Genomic DNA, 17,379 nt, shown 5'->3' with positions numbered 1-17,379 from the left:
TTGCTTGGTTTAGCTTTCTAAAAAACTGCTTATTTCTCTATAAACCCATTCTAATTCATTTTTTTCAATGCAGTAAGGAGGCATTACGTACAAAACGTTCCCCAAAGGACGCAGTAGGATATTTTTTGCCAAAAAATGTTTGTAAATGTCTTTTGCCATATTGTTGAAATAGCTTGTTTCCTCTTTGCTTTTGAGTTCAAGGGCAAGGATAGTACCCAAAGTTTGTACTTTGGCAACACGCTTTTGTGAGCGAATTTGAGCCTCAAAAGCTATGTGCATTTCCGTAATTTGATGAATTTTTAGTAAAGTTTCCTTTTGCAGAAGCAAATCTAAACTTGCATTTGCCGCCGCACAAGCCAGTGGATTGGCAGTGTAGGAGTGTCCGTGGTAGAATGTTTTAGACTTTTCGGCAGAACGAAAGGCAGAAATTACTTTTTCGGTACAAGTAGTTACCCCCAAAGGCATTGTACCCCCTGTAATGCCTTTGGATAAACACATTATATCGGGCTTTTGAGTGCAGTATTCAGAAGCAAATAGCTTACCTGTTCGTCCAAAGCCTGTCATCACTTCATCGGCAATACAAAGAATGTCGTATTTATGGGCTATATTCAATAGTTCATCTAAAATTTCGGGGCTGTACATACGCATACCTGCGGCTCCTTGCACCAAAGGCTCATAAATAAATGCCGCTATCTTGCCTGTTTCGGCAAGTTCTTGCATTTTTTGAATGGTAACCTTTGCCGAAAAGCATTGAGCATTATTTCGTTTCCCTGCACAACAAGCCACCTCATAACAAGCAGGAAAAGGCAAAAAATGTACTTCAAATAGTTTTTCTAAAAATGGTTTATTAAATAAATTTCGTTCAGCAACAGACATTCCACCGAAAGTATCGCCGTGATAAGCTCCTTGCAAGGCAATAATTTCAGTTCGCTGTGTCTTACCCAAATTGTACCAATATTGCAAAGCCATTTTGATAGCTACCTCACAAGCTGTGCTTCCATTATCCGAAAAGAAAATTTTATTTTGGTTGGAAGGCAATATAGAAAACAGGCGTTCTGCCAGCGTAGTGGCAGGTTCGTGTGTAAAACCTGCAAAAATTACGTGTTCCAGTTTTTGAGCCTGCGTAAAAATGGCTTGTGCGATATGTGGGTGGCTATGTCCGTGCAGATTTACCCACCAAGAGGCAATAGCATCTAAAATTTTTTGTCCTTCTTCCGTATAAAGATACGCCCCTTCCGCTTTTACAATAGGCAAAGGGGCTTCACTTCCTACAAGAGGCGTGAAAGGATGCCAAACATACTGCTCGTCTTTGCGTAATATTTCAGAAATATTCTTGTTCATTGTTCTGTTTTTTCAAATTTGTAAAGCCATACCGAAAGCGTATCATCACATTTATTCAGTAGCTCTTGGTTGGTTTTTTGAAAAATAGGGTGCAGAAAATCGGAAGCTATTTCTACAAGTGGCATCAGGGTAAAACGTCTTTGGTGTAAAAAAGGGTGAGGTACTTGCAGATGCTCCGTTTGAATAATCTCGTTACCAAAATACAAAATATCAATATCAATGGTGCGAGCCTGCCACTTTGTTTTTCGCTCTCTGCCCAAAGATTTTTCAATACTTAAAATTTCCCTAAGTAAATTTTCGGCAGAAAGCGTCGTTTGCATTTCAAGCACACAATTCAAAAAATTAGCCTGCTCCAAATTTCCCCAAGGTTCGGTTTCGTAAATAGAAGAAACTTGGACAATCGTTCCCAAATTTTCCAATCTCTGTATCGCCTCTTTCAAGAAAAATAGTCTATTGCCTTCATTGCTTCCCAAAAGAATAAAAACTCGCATTACTTTGTTTTTTTCGCCAAAAATACAAATATTTGCAGAATGAATATAAAAATAAGTTTTAAGGTTCAAGGCAAAGTTTCAACGTTCAAGCCTTCAAATAATTTGGCAAATGAATGACGCATTTGAAAAGGTAAATGTTTTCTTTGATATGTTTGAGGAAGTCTTGCAAAAGCAAAATTTGCAGGTGCAAGAAAAAATTTCCCAAGAAATCCGTAGTATCAAAGAAAGTTTTCCGAAAGAAGAAGAGAAAATCTTACACAAACTTGAACCTATTTTAGAGGAAAAGATTGAAAAAGTAAAAAACGAAGTCGGTAAGCTCAACAATATCAGCGAGGCAATCAAGCGAGAAATTCGCGAGTCCCAACCCGAAATGATTGATGCCCTCTACCCTATCATTGGCAAGCTGGTTCAAAAATTTATCAAAACCGAGCTGGAAAAACTCAACGAGAATATCAACAAACAAATTGATAATAGCTTTTCGTGGCAAGCGTTTCGCCGAGAATTTTTAAGCCTTTTTGGAGTAAAGCAAGAAGAAATGCTTTTGGCACAAGCCTCCCAAGCCACTATTCAAGAATTTTTTGTAATTTGGCAAAATTCGGGCATCTTACAAGCCCATTATAGCCAAACTGATGTAGTTGATGACGATATGGTGGCAGGTATGCTTACGGCTATCAAATCTTTTGTCAATGATGCCTTTGGCAATAAAGCCGATTTGGAAATGCTGGAATATGGTAACTTGAAAATGTTTGTGTTCAGTGCAGTTCGTTTTTATTTGGTTGCTGTGGTTTCGGGGGTGGTAGATAAAAGTTTTCAGGAGCGTTTGCAAAGCTATATGCAGTTGTTTTACGAAAAACATTTGAGCCAACGCTCTGATGAAGAAATACAGCAAACTGATTTGAATATTTTACTCAAAAAACATATTGAGGACTTTCCACACTATAACCTAATTGCTCAAAAAATCAATGAATACAGGAAAAACGTACAGCAAAAAAGTCATTTTAATTGGAAATTTTGGCGTTGGTAAAACTTCACTTACCAAGCGTTTTGTATATCAAAAATTTTCAGAAGAGTATCTGACCACTTTGGGCGTAAAAATTGATAAAAAAGTGGTAGAGCTCGGCGAAGATATTGTAAATTTGATGATTTGGGATATTGCTGGCGAGGTTACCCAAACTCGTGTCAATACATCTTACTATTTGGGTTCTAATGGTATTTTATACGTGTTTGATGTAACTCGCCCTTCTACTTACGAGCAAATGCAAGCCGATATAGAGTATGTGCAGAAAATTTTACCCAATGTGCCTATTCTCAAAATTGCAAACAAAGGAGATTTAATCAGCCCCGAACAACTCAAGCAATTGCCCGTAAGTTATGATTTTCTTTGCAGTGCCAAAACAGGTGAAAACGTTGAAAATGCCTTTTTAGCCCTTGCTGAAGCGATGATTGGGAAAAAGGTGTGAAATATAAATTTTGTAGTATAGAAACAAGATGCAGAAAACAGGATTTTAGCAAATAGACGTTAGACAGAAAAAATGAGAGATAAAGCTCTTAAAGGTTTGAACATCAAACGCTGAACTTTTTGAACGTAAATAATTGCAAAACAGAAAACAAAAAATAAAATATCCAATGCTCAAACTCTGCATTTTTGAATGTGAATAATAGATTAGATTAAATCAGTTTAAGAACTTGGAAGAATGAACATTGACTATCAAGATATTTTTGAGCAAGCCCACTGCCTTTTTGCAAGGGATACACATCTGGCAATGCTTTTAGACGTAAATGCCCGAATTTTGCATAGCAATAATTCTTTTGTGAGTTTGGAAAATAGCTACGGACAATCGGTTTATACACTTTTCCCATTTTTAGAACATTTGCTCTCGGTGGATATTCAAGAAGTGAGTATCAATTTCATTGAGGCAGAGCTATACGATAAATTGATGCAATTTCGTTGTATTATTCGTTTTTTTGAGCAATATGGAGAGCAGTTTTATTTCGTAATTATGCAAGATGTTTCTTGGTATCATAACGAACTGCAAAAAATTCAGCAAGAACGAAATGAGTTTTATTTGGAACGTGAAAAAATATTGAAAAAAGAGCAATAAAGCAGTTTTATTGAATAAGCAATTTTTGGGTTAAAAAAATATGTTTTCCACTACTGAAATTACCTCAAACACGATTATTTCAGACAATCCTATTCATCAAAGGCTTTTTTTCGCTTATTGGGCGGCTTCGCAAATAATAAGCGGCAATGTTTTAGAAATAGGTTGTGGCTTGGGCAGAGGTTTGGAAGTCATCTTTCCTAAATGCGATAGCTACACCGCTTTGGATAAAAATGAACAACTCATAGAACATCTGCAAGCAAAATATCCTCAACACAGGTTCATTACGCACTACATACCTCCTCTGGAAAGTTTAGAAGACGATAGTTTTGATTATGTACTTTGCTTTCAGGTGATTGAGCATATTCCTAACGACAAACTGCTCATTGAAGAAATTTACAGAGTTTTAAGACCCAAAGGCAAGCTAATTCTTTCTACTCCAAACATCAAACAATCGCTCACTCGCAATCCTTGGCACATTCGCGAATATACGGCAGAGGGGTTAGAGAAGTTGTTGCAAAGTGCTTTTCAAAAAATAGAAAAACAAGGCGTCTGGGGAAATGAAAAAGTAGAACGCTATCACGAAGAAAACCGCAAAGCAGTAGCCAAATGGAAAAAATGGGATATTTTGAATTTGGAATATCGCCTACCACGTTGGGTATTGCAGACACCTTATACCTTGCTCAATCGCATCAATCGCAATCGCTTGCTGAAAAATCCTAATGCTTTGGCAACAGAAATTGACTATACTGACTACTTTCTGACTAAAAACACCGAAAAGGCTTTGGACTTGTTTTTTATAGCTGAAAAGTAGATATAAAAAAGCGAGGGCTTCACTTTTTAATGAAGCCCTCAATGCTTATCTCAACAAGACAAAGGAACCTACATTAAATATTTTTTGGTCGCGTGTGTCATAAAACTGATAGTAGTATGCTCCTTCTGTGGCGAGTTTGCCATCTTTGCGTCTGCCGTCCCATCCTTTTTCAGGCAAGCGAGCAAGTGATTCGGTCTCAAAAATCAACTCTCCACGTTCATTGATAATTTTCACGCCCAGGAATGGGAAACTTTCAACATTTTTCACAAACCAAATATCGTTTTGCCCGTCGCCATTAGGACTAAACATTGCCGCTGGTTCTATGCTTACAGGTTTTGTTACTATAATTTTAGTAGAAACCGAATCTGCTGTATTGTAGAATACATCACGAGCCACAAAATGCAAGGTATAAGTCCCTGCCGAACAATTACCCAAATTAAACACCACTTCGCTTTCATCGCTTGTTACGCCCAAATCTATGCTTTTCATAGCACTTGCCGTATGAGGCAAAGTAGGTTGCAATTGCTCATCTTGGTCAGGCAGTTCGGGTTCATATTGCATACGCCAATAGGTACGTACATAATCGGTTTTATCGCTAATGCCTGTAACCCTACCCTTCACGCTAAAAGGTGTATTTTGGGGGTTTTCACCCTCATTGAAAATGAAACCTTCAGGTGTTTTTACCACACGTTTTTCAGGACTTGGGTCAATTGTAAGAGCAAATGTGCTTTCGCCGGGTTTTACAATGATTCTCACCTTCGCCGAATCGCCTACATTATAGAATATATCTTTTGCCACAAACCAAAACTCATACGTACCTTCGGTAATGCGTTGGTTCATTGTAACAGACTGATTGAAGGTAGTAGTTCCCAAAGGAATGGCATTGGGAGAAGCCATTGTATGCGGCAAAGCAATGCTTGCAGGATTGCCATTTTCAGCACGCCAGTAGGTAATAATTACATCACTATTCGCGTTGATACCTGTAACCTCACCACTAAATGTGAAATTATTGTAAGGGTCAGTAGTAGTTTCACTTGCAGGATTTACCGTAACATCAAGATTGCTTTGAGGAGGTTTTACCTCAAAAGTTATATCTTGCGTAATGGTGCTACCTGTATAATACTCATCTTCTACCGTAAGACGTAGGGTATAAATACCATAAGCCAAAGCATTCAGATTTAGCGGCGGAACATTAAAGGTGCTACTGCTCACAGGAATATCATTGATGTTTGCCGTGTAAGCGGCAGGTGGCATAGGTATAGCTGTGGGTCCTGCTATTTGCGACCACTGATACCGTACCCTATCGTTATACACATTGATACCTGTAATTTGAGCATTCAAAGGTACATTATTGACAGGGGTATAAAGCACATTCGGGTCGGGAGCAGTCCCCGGTGGAGTAATAGAAATCCCTAAACTGCTCGGGGCAGGTTTGACTATGAAGGTTTCCGTTGCAGTTGTTACTGCCGGTGGTAAATAACTATCGGAAGCAGTAACAGAATAAGAATACGTACCAGGCTTGGTAATTTGTGAAACATCTAATTGAGAAAGTGTAGAAGGTGTTCCAGAGGGTATATTAAAGTCTGGTGGCAAAGTAATAGCCATAGGGTTTGTGCCACTTTGCGACCATTGCACCGATAGTGCATCAGCAGGGTCGCTAATAGTAGCATCTAAACGTTCAGTATTGCTAATAGGAAGGGTAAGTTCTATGATATCCTCTAATGTAACCACTGGTGGTGTATTTACAGGGGGATTTACAGTATAAGTAATTGTAGCACATACACCCGGAGCAGTCATTGCTGGACATCTTACACACAAACGAAACTGGTAAATACCAGGTCCATAGTAATAAAAGTTTGCTGTTCTGCATATCGTAAAACCAGAAGTACAAGGCGGGGTATCAGTTGCCGCAAATCCAATTGGATGCTCTATTTGCGGTGTTGGCAAGCCACTCATAAAAGGAGTAAAACTGACTGGCTCCCAATCCATAATAAGCTGGCTACTTGGACAGGGAAAACTACTAACAGCTAATCTGAATGGACAATTATCATTTGCCACTGTACCTCCAAGAGCACAACTGGTAGTGTTGCTCACTTGAAAGTAATAAGAACCTGGTCCTTTGGGAACGGATGCCGTGTAAGTATTACTTGGTAAGAAACTTACAGTTTGAGCTTTTGTGGCAATGAGATTAAGCAATCCCATTGCCACAACGAAACATACAAGCTTTTTCATAAATCTTAATGTTTAATAACCAATTTATGAACGACTTTTTCAGTACCAATCTGAATTTCAAGTAGATATAAGCCATTAGGCAAATCTGCGGTCGGGATAGCTAATGTGCGAGTACCTGCTTGAAGTTCATAACTTCTATTCTTCACCTCACTACCCATAGTAGTTGTTACTTTGATTTGCACTTTATTTTCTGCGGCAAAATCATCAGAAAATACTACATTCACATTATCATTTGCAGGGTTGGGGTATATGGTAATCATATTACCCTCACTCCAGTCGGCAGTGGCAATGTTGGTGTAATAGAAAGAACTGTTGGTTTCTACAATTTTTACACGATAGTAGTTTTTACCAACAAAAGGAGCCCTATCTAAATGTTTATATTCAGGTCTGCCCAGAGCAGAGTAGTCTGCTATTTCTATAAAGTTTTGTCCATCATAAGAGCGTTCCAAAATATATTTAACTCCTGCTCTTTCTTGATAGGCATTCCATTTTAGTTCTATGCCATCTGCGGTATTTCTTGCTTTGAGCCTACCACCTATAGCTGGCAAAATATTACAATTTATCTCAAAACCATTCGCAATAAATCTACATTTGCCAGATACATCTGTAAGATTAGCCTCGTTCCCTGCGAACATAGCTCTAATGTAAGTACCATTAGGGTAAAATACATTGAATTGCGTAATAGCACGTGGTAAGGCTACGGGCGTTGCAGGCATAAAGCTACTTTGATAAAACGCTGGGAAATTAGTTACGCCTACTGATGAGTAATTTACTCCATTGTAAGGGTTAAAAGTAATATCTACCCATTCATTTTCATCAGGAATACCATCGTTATCTAAATCATCACTGGCGTGCATAAGCTCTATAAGCTCAGTACCACCTGCATCATTGAAAGCCCCACCAGGTGCAGCCGCAACCTGCACTACCAAAGTAGTAGGCGAAGTAGATATAACTCTACCTGAAACCCCATTGATACCTGTCATACCTGCTACCCCACTAAATGTTACTTGTGTTCCAATAGGAATGGCATCGCCACCACCAGTAAGGGTTATAGTTATAGGATTTGTTGCAGTAATATTAATAACTAATGCATCAGGGAGAGCTACCAATCTCAATACCCCCACGTTTGTCGGATAAGCTGGGGAAGCAGATGTATTTAAGTCTGTTGTAATGGTATTAGATGTTTTAGACAATACAGTAGCCTGTGTTCCATTAAGTATCCCCATACCTTCCAAATCGTACAAAGCAACAACAGCCCCTATTGGTATTCTTTGGGTACCATCACCATCTTCAGGAGCTGGTCCATCAGGTAGCGTTATCACGGCATTGGCGGCATTGCTTACCCCTGTAACAAGGTGATTGATAGGCGTGGGATATGGTGTCCATTTTTGGAACCTTACCCTTGCATTTGCAAAACTTAGTCCTGCTTTATTGATTTGCAACCATACATTACCCGCATCAGGGTCGCCAGAGCCATCATCACAAACGGTAGACTGGTCGAATAATGTAGAAGTAGAACCGCAAGGGCGGAAGCTAATGTTATCTATTGCAAGGTCGTTCCCCATACCACCAGGTGCAAGGTTTTTTACAGAAAGATTGAGTGCTTGGGCAAGATTAGCTTTGGTTACAAAAGTAAGCCCAACTCTATGCCACTGTCCATCATTTGGGATAGAAATAGGTACAGTGTAAATAGGTACATCGTTTAAGGCAAACTCAACTTCGGGGTTCAAGGAATAATCTCTATTTGTTCCCCCGGAACCACTGGTAGTACCAGCAGGTCCCGTTCCGTTAAGAGTAACTGAACCTAAACCTATAAAAGAACCACTGCTACCAGGTCGGCTCATTTGCTGACAGCCCGGCTCAAACTGAGGATCACATCTATCTGTAGCTACCATTACTCCTCCCGCAACACCTTCATAGCTCCAAGTTAGAGATGGGTCAATGGCATATGGTGCAGAGTTAGTAATTACTCTGGTTCTACGTAAGACATTGATGATATCAATAGAAAATTCGTATTGGGTATCTGCACATAAGCCTGATATAGTCTGGTCAAAGAACTTACTTCTTGCATAGGAAGCATTGATACTCATCAAGTAACCATTTCTATGAGGGCTGTTGTCGTAGAAAGGAATCCACGCGGGTCCGAAGCTATGACGGCTTTGAGTACCCAGTAGATAGTTGTTGTCGTTTGGACCACTACCTGTGTTAAGCTGATAATTGTATGCCCCACTACTAAGTGAGTTAATTCTAGGACCTCCAACATAAAGGTTAGTAGCTCCACCTGCCCTAATTACAGCATTATTACCAGTTGTTCCGTAAGAAGGATGCCCCCCAGCAGCTAAATCCCACAAACCATCTAAAGTACTTTCAGGTACAGCACTTCCCCAAATATCTGTGCTGGCAGGGTCATATCTTTCTTGGGTTAGGTTGGTAGCTGTACTTGTAGTAGTACCAGGACAATCGGGCAGACTTGTATTCACAGTACCATTGGTTTCCATACATCTTGCTGAACCGAAACTTCCTCCCTCATAAGCCTGTAAGCCAAGCGTACCACCATTTGCACTACACAAGCCACGTATCAAACTTACCACAGGTGAGTTTAGAGCGGCTTGGTTAAAACTTCCGCCTATTCTAAGTTCATCCATTGCACTGGCATCGGGCTGTGCACCAGGAAAATACCCCACAGAATGGAAAGAAATATCTATCGCGGCTGGAACTGTAACATCTACACTTCTATGTGTAGTAAAGTTAATTCCACTAGCTAGGTCGTCTAGTATTGTTCCCTGATCCGATGGATAACCTGCAGGATTGGGAACAGGAGGATAAGCGTCTGCGTTAGGTGAATCATTATCGCGAGCAATATCTCTAATTACCCATAATTGAACTCTATGGTTAGAGGCATAGGTATTGTCAAAACCACCTTTCAGGGTAGTAATATTAGCGGCAGTGGCAGGAGTGCCCTGAGCAAAATCAATTCTTGCTACAAGTAAGTCAAAAACACGCTCTTCGGGAGTACCTGCGGCAGGTTGTCCTGTCAAGCTACCATTAATCATTTGGGCAGTAGTAATACGGGAATTAACATCTGTTCCTCGGGTTACCACTCCATTTACTCTTACCCCCCAGTGCCTAAAGCCATCTGCATCTGTACCATCGGGGTTTGTGCCACCAAAATAACCAATCTGTACCTCATTTGTTCCTGCCCCTAAATTGTGCTCAGGAGTATTTCTGTGCAATGAAATATACACAGGGTCAGCATTATTATGATTTTTGCGAAGCATTACGCCTACCCATATAGTAGAGCCTTCTGCTCCCATACGCACATTGTTGGTATGAGACCAATACACGTGGTCACCAGCAACTTGATTATCCGTAGTACGAATATGTGTAATACATCTTACATCGTTGTTGTGCCTTAAGGGGCTAATCGCGGGACAATCGGCACTGACAGAGGTACAAGGCTGATAGCTGGTGGTGCTGGTAGCTGTATATTGAAAGGCATAGCCACCTGTACTTGTCTGAAGTCTTCTGCCTATGGTTCTATTGTTACCACCCTCTACATACATACCCGAATTTACAATACTTCTTTGTTGCGAAGCACTTGTAATAGGAATGGTAGGTTTAGCAGGATTACCTACGGCATCCTTTCCTCTTGTTACAACAATGTCACTATGAGCGGTAGCAGAAAGCCAATCTCCTGCCCAGCCTAAACTCGCGTAGCCATTGGTTCTTCTATATCGGGCTGTTAAACCTCCACTTGTCATAATTTGATGGAGATTGATGGGTAAGGTACCAAAATCAGCAAAAACAGTATTTATTCCTTTGAAAGGAGCATCGTTTATACCATCACTATCAATATCTGTAACAATATTAGCTGTATTGTAATAATCAAAGCCATCATAAGCCCAAACAATATCTCGGTTAGGGTTTATAGAAGTAAGTGCAGTGGCAGAAGGCACAATGGTAATATCATCAATAGCCATTTCATCTCCTTGTCCAGTACCGCTATTATGGTCTATATAAAAGCGTAAATAGAATGGAGCACCCGGTGCAACCGTAAGAGCAGGTATGTGGGTACGAGCTGTAAAAGTATAGAGCGTGCCTTGCCAGCCTGTTGCAGCAGTAGTGGCTACTGATGTATGCGTTACACTGGTTAAGGTATAAGTAGTATTATCATTAGAAATATAAACCCTCACTCTATTTGAGGCATTGGTATTGTTGTTTTCCCAAATGGTAAAGGATATTCTAAAATCCAAAAGATTTGCCCCTGTTGCATTAAACATTCGTAGGGTTATCATTCCTGCGGTAGCAAAAGGGTCATCAGATTGCCAGCCAAGTGTCCTAGTTGTGGCAGAAGGGTCTATTGATGTAGGGTCTGGTACGTTAAAACCATACCAGCCCGCGGTTGCTACTCCACCGGCGGATACCCCCTGCCCTCCTACAGCAATGCCCCCAAAAGCGGCGGCTCCGCCGGGGGCGGCGGCGGCTCCATCATTTACAAAAGCCCAAGAACTGGCATCTAGTTGCCCAGCGGCAGGAGAAACATCTGATATATTGGCTGGTGCTGTAAATGTGCCGTTATTTACATTAGCAAGTGTATTATCAAAGTCTATAATGGTAGATACTCCAGCATTTGTCAGTTGAAGCCCCACAGGATTTGCCGTAACAATAATATTATCCAGAGCCATTTCATCTGCCCCTGTACCTCCTAAATACCAACGTAAGAAATAAAAAGAGCCATTAGGTATTGTTACGTTCAAACTCACTCTTCGTGGGTGTACAATTACGGGAGCTACGGTAAACTGCCCTCCAGCACCGTGAGAAGCTACTGCCGCACCTACGGCGGGGTCTATTTGGATAGTAGTAGTAGTAGCTGTTTTTCCTGTTACATATCCAGAAACTCTCCGTAATTGAGTATTTACGACACTATTGTTCAAAAAAACTATATCATTATTATTGATAGCAGAGTTGGCTCCTGATGCGTGTGTGATAGTAACCACCCCACCAGCGGCAACTGATGTACCCGTAACGTTGATAGTAGCGGCAGGCTCTGCATTAACAGAGGTTACTTGCATCGCGGCTATTTCATTTGCCGCACCCCAAGAAGCAGCATTAGCAGAATGAAAAAAACGAACCGTATTAGAATTGTTAGAATTATTTATCTCATAAACATTATAGAAAATATCAAGGGTTGTAATAGTTACACCGGTATTATTTTGCAATCGTAGCGTAACAGCTCCATCAGTTGCAAAAGCTCCATCAGGTTGCCAACCCAAAGCAGGGTTTGTTCCTCCTATATTAAAACCATACCAACCAGCACCAGTAGCATTATTGGCAGAAGCACCAGGTGCAGTAGCAAAAGCCGCATTTCTACCACCACCTTGCGAAGTACCAAAAGTAGAATTAGAGGTAATTGCCGCTCCATCATTGATAAAATGCCAAGCATTTGCATTTAATTTACCTGCTGATGGAGCCACCTCAGAAACAGTGCCTCCGGGTGCCGAAAAAGGATTAAAGGCACCATTATTTACACCTGTTACTGTTGTAGAAAAATCAATCGTAAAAGGTGTATTTACAGCATTTACATTCAACTGCCCCCAAGCCTTTCCTTGCCATAGTAGTAATACGCAGAGCATTACCACACCGAAAGGCTTTCCGAAGGGTGTGGAAAAGAGTTTGGAATTGTAAGAATTAAGGGTTCTCATATCTGTAATTGTTTTTAGCTTGTACCTATTTATACATTTAGGTTTTCAAAGGTAACCAAAAAAATAGAAAAAAATTGTAAAAATTTTTGAAAGTTTGAAGTTCAAAGGTTTGAGGGTTTGGAAGTTTAAGAGTTACAAGAGTTTGAAGTTTAAGGTTTGAACCTTTTCAACTTGAAACCCTGCAACCTAAAACTTTCCCTATTGAGCAAAACTAATAAAAAGTATGTACATTTGCAAAAATTTTTTAGAATGATTTTAAGTATAGAAACAGCTACCCCCGTTTGCTCGGTAGCCCTGCATCAAGAAGGTAAACTCATAGCCTCTTACGAATTGCATACAGAAAAATCGCATAGCGAAGAGCTAACCCTACTCATTCAAGAAATTTGCAAGCAAAGCAAATGCCAACTTTCCGAAGTTTCCGCCATAGCTATCTCCAAAGGACCCGGCTCCTACACAGGTTTGCGTATAGGTGTAGCTACCGCCAAAGGATTGTGCTATGCCCTACAAAAGCCTCTCGTAGCGATAAATACGCTGGAAGCAATGATAGAGCAAGTTATCCCTTTCTACTCCCCAAATACCCTCTTTTGCCCTATGATAGATGCCCGCCGTATGGAAGTATATTGCCTGGTAGCCAATACACAAAGAGAACTGCTTATGCCTACTTCGGCAATTATTGTAGAAAATGAAACATTTGCTAATTACTTATCTCGCGATAAGGTTATTTTTTTTGGTAATGGAGCAGAAAAATGTAAGAAAGTAATTTCGCACCCCAATGCTATTTTTTTGGAAAATATTTACCCTCTGGCAAAGAGTATGGGCGAAATGGCTTGGAAAAAATATCAGAAAGGCGAATTTGAAAATCTGTTTTACTTTGAGCCTTATTACTTGAAGGAGTTTGTAAGTCCAAATTTTAGTCCTTCTGCCTAAAGGTATGCTTTATGTTTTTGACCTCACCCCCAGCCCCTCTCCAAAGGAGAGGGGAGTTATATACCTGAAAATCAAAATTTTGAATACTTTTTAAGAAGAGGAATAAGGGGTGCTGTAAGTCCTTAAAAATAAAAAACTGAAAAATCAGAGTTCATCTTGGAACTCGCTCAAATTTCAATATTTTCGTCTTGTTTGTTTTTGAAGTAAAACTCATTGATACCCAATGAGCTATCGGCTGTAATTTTTACCCATCTGCCATAACGGAAAAGCCATTTCCAACGTTTTGAAAACAAACCTCCTTTGGTAAAGAAAGCCGCAAGATAGGGGTGCATCACCAGCCGAATGTTTTTTTCATTATTTTTTTCAATGAGGTAAGCCAAATTCTGCTCAATTAAATCGGAAATGACGATACTGGCTCCGATTTTACCTGTACCTCGGCAGGCAGGACAATCTTCTAAAGTAGCAACATTTACTTCGGGGCGTACCCGCTGACGCGTTATCTGCATAATCCCAAAACGCGATAATGGTAAAATCGTATGCTTGGCTCGGTCTTCTGCCATTGCTTCTTTCATTTTCTGATACACCAGCCTTTTGTTTTCGGCTTTTTTCATATCAATGAAATCCACAATCACAATGCCGCCCATATCACGCATACGCAACTGCCGAGCAATTTCCAGAGCCGCCTCCAAATTGACATTGAGGGCAGTGGCTTCCTGATTTTCTTCGGAAGTTGATTTATTACCACTATTTACGTCTATCACGTGTAAGGCTTCGGTATGTTCAATAATCAAATAGCCTCCACTGGGCAAGGGAACATTTTTACCAAAAAGACCTTTGAGCTGGCGTTCTATGCCCAAAACCTCAAAGATTTTTCCTTTGCCATTATGCAGACGAACAATTTTTTCTTGCTTGGGGGCAATTTGCTTGATGTATCCTTTAATTTCATCAAAAAGATGCTTATCATCAACAACAATATTGTCAAAGTTATCATTAAGCATATCTCTCAAAATCGCCGAAACGCGTCCTACTTCCCCGATTACTTTTTGGCGAGGCAAAGCATTTCGTAAGTTCTCAAAACCTTCTTTCCACTTTGCGAGTAAATTTTGCAAATCTGCCTCAATTTCGGCTAAATCTACATTTTCGGCTACGGTACGAATAATTACGCCAAAGTTTTCGGGTTTTACCGAACTTACCAAACGAGCTAAACGCTGACGCTCCTCACGACTCACTATTTTTTTGGATATGCTCACCGAATTGCCAAAAGGCACCAGCACCAAATACCTGCCCGCAAGCGAAAGTTCACAAGAAAGACGCGGACCTTTGCTGGAAATCGGCTCTTTGGCTATTTGCACCAAAATAGGCATATTTTTTTGTAAAACTTCTTCAATTTTGCCCATTTTGTCGGTTTCAGGCTCAAGGCTGAAACCTTTTAGGAATGCCGATTGCTGTCTTTTAGCAATGACTTCTTTGGTGTACTTGATAAGCGAGCGAATATTAGGACCAAGGTCTAAATAATGCAGAAAGCCGTCTTTTTCGTAACCTACATCTACGAAAGCGGCATTCATTCCCGGTACTAATTTTTTGATGACCCCCAAGTAAATGTCGCCTACTGCAAACTGATTGCCCTTCTGCTCTACGTGATACTCTACTATTTGCTTTTCACGCAAGAGAGCAATGCGAACTTCTTCGGTGTTCGCATTGATAATCAGTTCGTTGCTCAAAGTAGTACAATTTTTTAGTGTAACAATACATAAAACAAACACTTTCACGCCTTGAAAGTGTAAAATTTGAGTTTGAGGTGGGTGATTATTCTATACCCAACACTCAAACCCAGAAATATTCAACTACTTCTTTTTGTGTCTGTTTTTTCTAAGACGTTTTTTGCGTTTGTGAGTAGCGATTTTGTGTCTTTTTCTTTTTCTTCCGCAAGGCATAATCGTAAAATTTTATAGTGAAACAAATGAATTCAAAAGTATTTTGCAATTATTTAAGTTCAAAAAGTTTGAAGGTTCAAGAGTTTGAAGTGAAAGTTTTACTCCGTATATACAATGTTCTAAATCCTGTTTTCAGAACTACAAACTCTGAATTTTTTTCTGAATTTCTTGTTTGATTTCCGCAGGAACATCTAAATCCAAAACTTTTTGTAGGGCTTCTTTGGCTTTTTTAGGCTTTTGAGTTTCCTCGTAGCATTGAGCCAAATAAATCCAAGCATCAGGGTTCTTAGGGTTTAGGGCAAGCACCTTTTCAAAGCGTTCTATTGCCTCCTGAAAAGCCCCTCTTTCAGCATAAAAAGTGCCTAAATAAAATAAAGCAAGTTCATTGTTAGGGTCTTTTTTTACAACCGCCGAAACCATCTGTATACCCTTCATAGGAGCTTGGGGGTTGAGCGTTTTATACAAAACACCCATTTTGGTTTGAGCAAGCAGATTTTCAGGCTCAAAACCTAATACTTTTTCGTAAGATTTCAGACTTTTTTCTGCCAGCTTACGAATTTTGGCTGTATCCAAAGCAAAAGTAAATGCTTCAAAATAGCTTTCAGCAGATTTAAGCCAAGCATTTTTATCATTGAATTGCTCGGCTACTTTTTCGCTGTAAAAAGCAACACTATCCCACTGATTGAATTTCTTGTAAATTTTAGCAAGAGAATCCGACCATTGAAATTTTGCTTGCAAATTATCTGCTTTAAGCCATTGATTTTTGAAATAAGCAAGGTTTTTCTTATCGCTTTCCGAAAGCGTACTAGTGTGTTCTTTTTCAGGCATTGCTTTGTCTTTTTCAAGCAAAGAACGCTCCGTTAGCTCTCCCGAAGGATTTTTTACCACTACTTTGGGCAAGAAAAAAAAAGTAGCAACTAATATACCCGCCCCTGCTATCAGAAATCCTTGCCATTTCAGCATAAGCTACTATTTCTTTTTACGCTTTTTGGTTTGCTTTACATTTTTATCTGTAACGCTCTTTTTTACTTCTGCCGCAAAAGTTTTAGCGGGTTTGAAAGAAGGTACATAATGAGCATCAATAATAATAGCCGTATTTTTAGAAATATTACGAGCAGTTTTTTTCGCTCTCTTCTTATTGATAAAAGAACCAAAGCCCCTGATGTAAATATTCTCACCTTTGGTCATATTGGTTTTCACTACGTTGCAAAACTGCTCTACCACAGCTTGTACTACAACGCGTTCTACACCTGTTTTTTCAACGATTTCTGCAACTACTTCTGCTTTTGTCATTTTGGTATGTGTTTAATGTAACTAATTATGTTTCACAGGTTTAAGAAAAATTTTGAGGCACAAAGATAAAACATTCTCAAAGAATAAAAAAATTTTTTTCAAAAATCTTTGTTGCAACAAGAATTTAATCTCTGTTTTTCAGCAATTCTAAACGCAAATTTTACAAAAAATGTTATATTTGGGAAAATATTTGTCTTTATGCAAAAAATCACCGACATCAACGCTTTGGATTTGAACCAAACCTACTCCTATGCCGATTATTTGCTCTGGCAATTTGAAGAAAGGCTGGAGCTCATCAAAGGCAAAATTTTCAAAATGTCCCCTGCTCCAAATATGAAACACCAAAAGGTGGCGGGAAACTTGTATTTCTATATGCGAGAGTATTTACAGAAAAATGATTTTGGCTGTAACTTACTTATTGCCCCTTTTGATGTTCGTTTGTTTGACAAGAAAAAATCTAAAAAGGCAAACAAAGAAATTTACACCGTCGTTCAGCCTGATTTGTGTGTGGTATGCGATAAAGAAAAATTAGATGAAAGAGGGTGC

The 17,379-nt window shown here is 39.6% G+C and carries 13 protein-coding genes; 6 read left to right on the top strand and 7 right to left on the bottom strand.

Annotated elements, in window-relative coordinates:
- Positions 1-9 precede the first annotated feature (9 nt).
- Complete coding sequence (gene bioA / locus ACWITO_RS09220; protein ID WP_448529704.1) at positions 10-1,341, bottom strand: adenosylmethionine--8-amino-7-oxononanoate transaminase; 1,332 nt, start codon at positions 1,339-1,341, stop codon at positions 10-12.
- Positions 1,338-1,832 (bottom strand): 2-amino-4-hydroxy-6-hydroxymethyldihydropteridine diphosphokinase, encoded by a 495-nt coding sequence (gene folK, locus ACWITO_RS09215; RefSeq protein ID WP_448529703.1) that lies wholly within the window; start codon positions 1,830-1,832, stop codon positions 1,338-1,340. The genes bioA and folK overlap by 4 nt, the downstream gene beginning before the upstream one ends.
- Positions 1,833-1,941: 109 nt before the next feature.
- Here folK and ACWITO_RS09210 point away from each other — a divergent pair, with 109 nt between their 5' ends.
- The 4 genes from ACWITO_RS09210 (at position 1,942) to ACWITO_RS09195 (ending at position 4,745) form a co-directional block, all read left to right on the top strand.
- Entirely contained in the window at positions 1,942-2,856 is a 915-nt protein-coding gene (locus tag ACWITO_RS09210; RefSeq protein WP_448529702.1) for a hypothetical protein, read from the top strand.
- The gene (locus ACWITO_RS09205) at positions 2,795-3,292 is read left to right on the top strand and encodes a Rab family GTPase (RefSeq protein ID WP_448529701.1); all 498 of its coding nucleotides are present in this window, start codon (positions 2,795-2,797) and stop codon (positions 3,290-3,292) included. Before ACWITO_RS09210 ends, ACWITO_RS09205 begins: the two co-directional genes overlap by 62 nt.
- 234 nt (positions 3,293-3,526) lie before the next feature.
- Positions 3,527-3,934 carry a hypothetical protein gene (locus ACWITO_RS09200; RefSeq protein ID WP_448529700.1) on the top strand — a complete coding sequence of 136 codons (408 nt, stop codon included), beginning with the start codon at positions 3,527-3,529 and terminating at the stop codon, positions 3,932-3,934.
- A gap of 40 nt (positions 3,935-3,974) precedes the next feature.
- Complete coding sequence (locus tag ACWITO_RS09195) at positions 3,975-4,745, top strand: methyltransferase domain-containing protein (RefSeq protein WP_448529699.1); 771 nt, start codon at positions 3,975-3,977, stop codon at positions 4,743-4,745.
- Between the two features lie 45 nt (positions 4,746-4,790).
- On the opposite strand, the gene ACWITO_RS09190 is transcribed toward ACWITO_RS09195, so the two are convergent.
- Together ACWITO_RS09190 and ACWITO_RS09185 are read right to left on the bottom strand one after the other, a co-directional pair.
- Entirely contained in the window at positions 4,791-6,977 is a 2,187-nt protein-coding gene (locus ACWITO_RS09190) for a T9SS type B sorting domain-containing protein (protein WP_448529698.1), read from the bottom strand.
- Positions 6,978-6,982: 5 nt separating this feature from the next.
- The gene (locus ACWITO_RS09185; RefSeq protein ID WP_448529697.1) at positions 6,983-12,679 is read right to left on the bottom strand and encodes a T9SS type A sorting domain-containing protein; all 5,697 of its coding nucleotides are present in this window, start codon (positions 12,677-12,679) and stop codon (positions 6,983-6,985) included.
- A gap of 249 nt (positions 12,680-12,928) precedes the next feature.
- Between ACWITO_RS09185 and tsaB the strand changes: the two genes are divergently transcribed.
- The gene (gene tsaB / locus ACWITO_RS09180) at positions 12,929-13,606 is read left to right on the top strand and encodes a tRNA (adenosine(37)-N6)-threonylcarbamoyltransferase complex dimerization subunit type 1 TsaB (protein WP_448529696.1); all 678 of its coding nucleotides are present in this window, start codon (positions 12,929-12,931) and stop codon (positions 13,604-13,606) included.
- 167 nt (positions 13,607-13,773) lie between these two features.
- Here the strand turns inward: tsaB and ACWITO_RS09175 are convergent, their stop codons facing one another.
- The 3 genes from ACWITO_RS09175 to ACWITO_RS09165 all read right to left on the bottom strand — a co-directional run bounded on the left by ACWITO_RS09175 (position 13,774) and on the right by ACWITO_RS09165 (position 16,833).
- Entirely contained in the window at positions 13,774-15,327 is a 1,554-nt protein-coding gene (locus ACWITO_RS09175; protein WP_448529695.1) for an Rne/Rng family ribonuclease, read from the bottom strand.
- A 351-nt stretch (positions 15,328-15,678) separates the two neighbouring features.
- On the bottom strand, positions 15,679-16,503 hold the full coding sequence (locus tag ACWITO_RS09170) for a tetratricopeptide repeat protein (protein WP_448529694.1): 825 nt from the start codon (positions 16,501-16,503) through the stop codon (positions 15,679-15,681).
- A 6-nt stretch (positions 16,504-16,509) separates the two neighbouring features.
- Positions 16,510-16,833 (bottom strand): HU family DNA-binding protein, encoded by a 324-nt coding sequence (locus ACWITO_RS09165; RefSeq protein ID WP_448529693.1) that lies wholly within the window; start codon positions 16,831-16,833, stop codon positions 16,510-16,512.
- Between the two features lie 198 nt (positions 16,834-17,031).
- On the opposite strand from ACWITO_RS09165, the gene ACWITO_RS09160 reads away from it, so the two are divergent.
- On the top strand, positions 17,032-17,379 hold a 348-nt coding region (locus ACWITO_RS09160; protein WP_448529692.1), incomplete at its 3' end, for a Uma2 family endonuclease.

Source organism: Raineya sp. (genome assembly GCF_053497555.1).
This window is presented reverse-complemented; position numbering and strand designations above follow the sequence as displayed.

Excerpts from the sequence above, each read along its gene's own strand:
- bioA (WP_448529704.1), bottom strand. The coding sequence starts at position 1,341 with ATGAACAAGAATATTTCTGAAATATTACGCAAAGACGAGCAGTATGTT.
- folK (WP_448529703.1), bottom strand. The coding sequence starts at position 1,832 with ATGCGAGTTTTTATTCTTTTGGGAAGCAATGAAGGCAATAGACTATTT.
- ACWITO_RS09210 (WP_448529702.1), top strand. The coding sequence starts at position 1,942 with ATGAATGACGCATTTGAAAAGGTAAATGTTTTCTTTGATATGTTTGAG.
- ACWITO_RS09205 (WP_448529701.1), top strand. The coding sequence starts at position 2,795 with ATGAATACAGGAAAAACGTACAGCAAAAAAGTCATTTTAATTGGAAAT.
- ACWITO_RS09200 (WP_448529700.1), top strand. The coding sequence starts at position 3,527 with ATGAACATTGACTATCAAGATATTTTTGAGCAAGCCCACTGCCTTTTT.
- ACWITO_RS09195 (WP_448529699.1), top strand. The coding sequence starts at position 3,975 with ATGTTTTCCACTACTGAAATTACCTCAAACACGATTATTTCAGACAAT.
- ACWITO_RS09190 (WP_448529698.1), bottom strand. The coding sequence starts at position 6,977 with ATGAAAAAGCTTGTATGTTTCGTTGTGGCAATGGGATTGCTTAATCTC.
- ACWITO_RS09185 (WP_448529697.1), bottom strand. The coding sequence starts at position 12,679 with ATGAGAACCCTTAATTCTTACAATTCCAAACTCTTTTCCACACCCTTC.
- tsaB (WP_448529696.1), top strand. The coding sequence starts at position 12,929 with ATGATTTTAAGTATAGAAACAGCTACCCCCGTTTGCTCGGTAGCCCTG.
- ACWITO_RS09170 (WP_448529694.1), bottom strand. The coding sequence starts at position 16,503 with ATGCTGAAATGGCAAGGATTTCTGATAGCAGGGGCGGGTATATTAGTT.
- ACWITO_RS09165 (WP_448529693.1), bottom strand. The coding sequence starts at position 16,833 with ATGACAAAAGCAGAAGTAGTTGCAGAAATCGTTGAAAAAACAGGTGTA.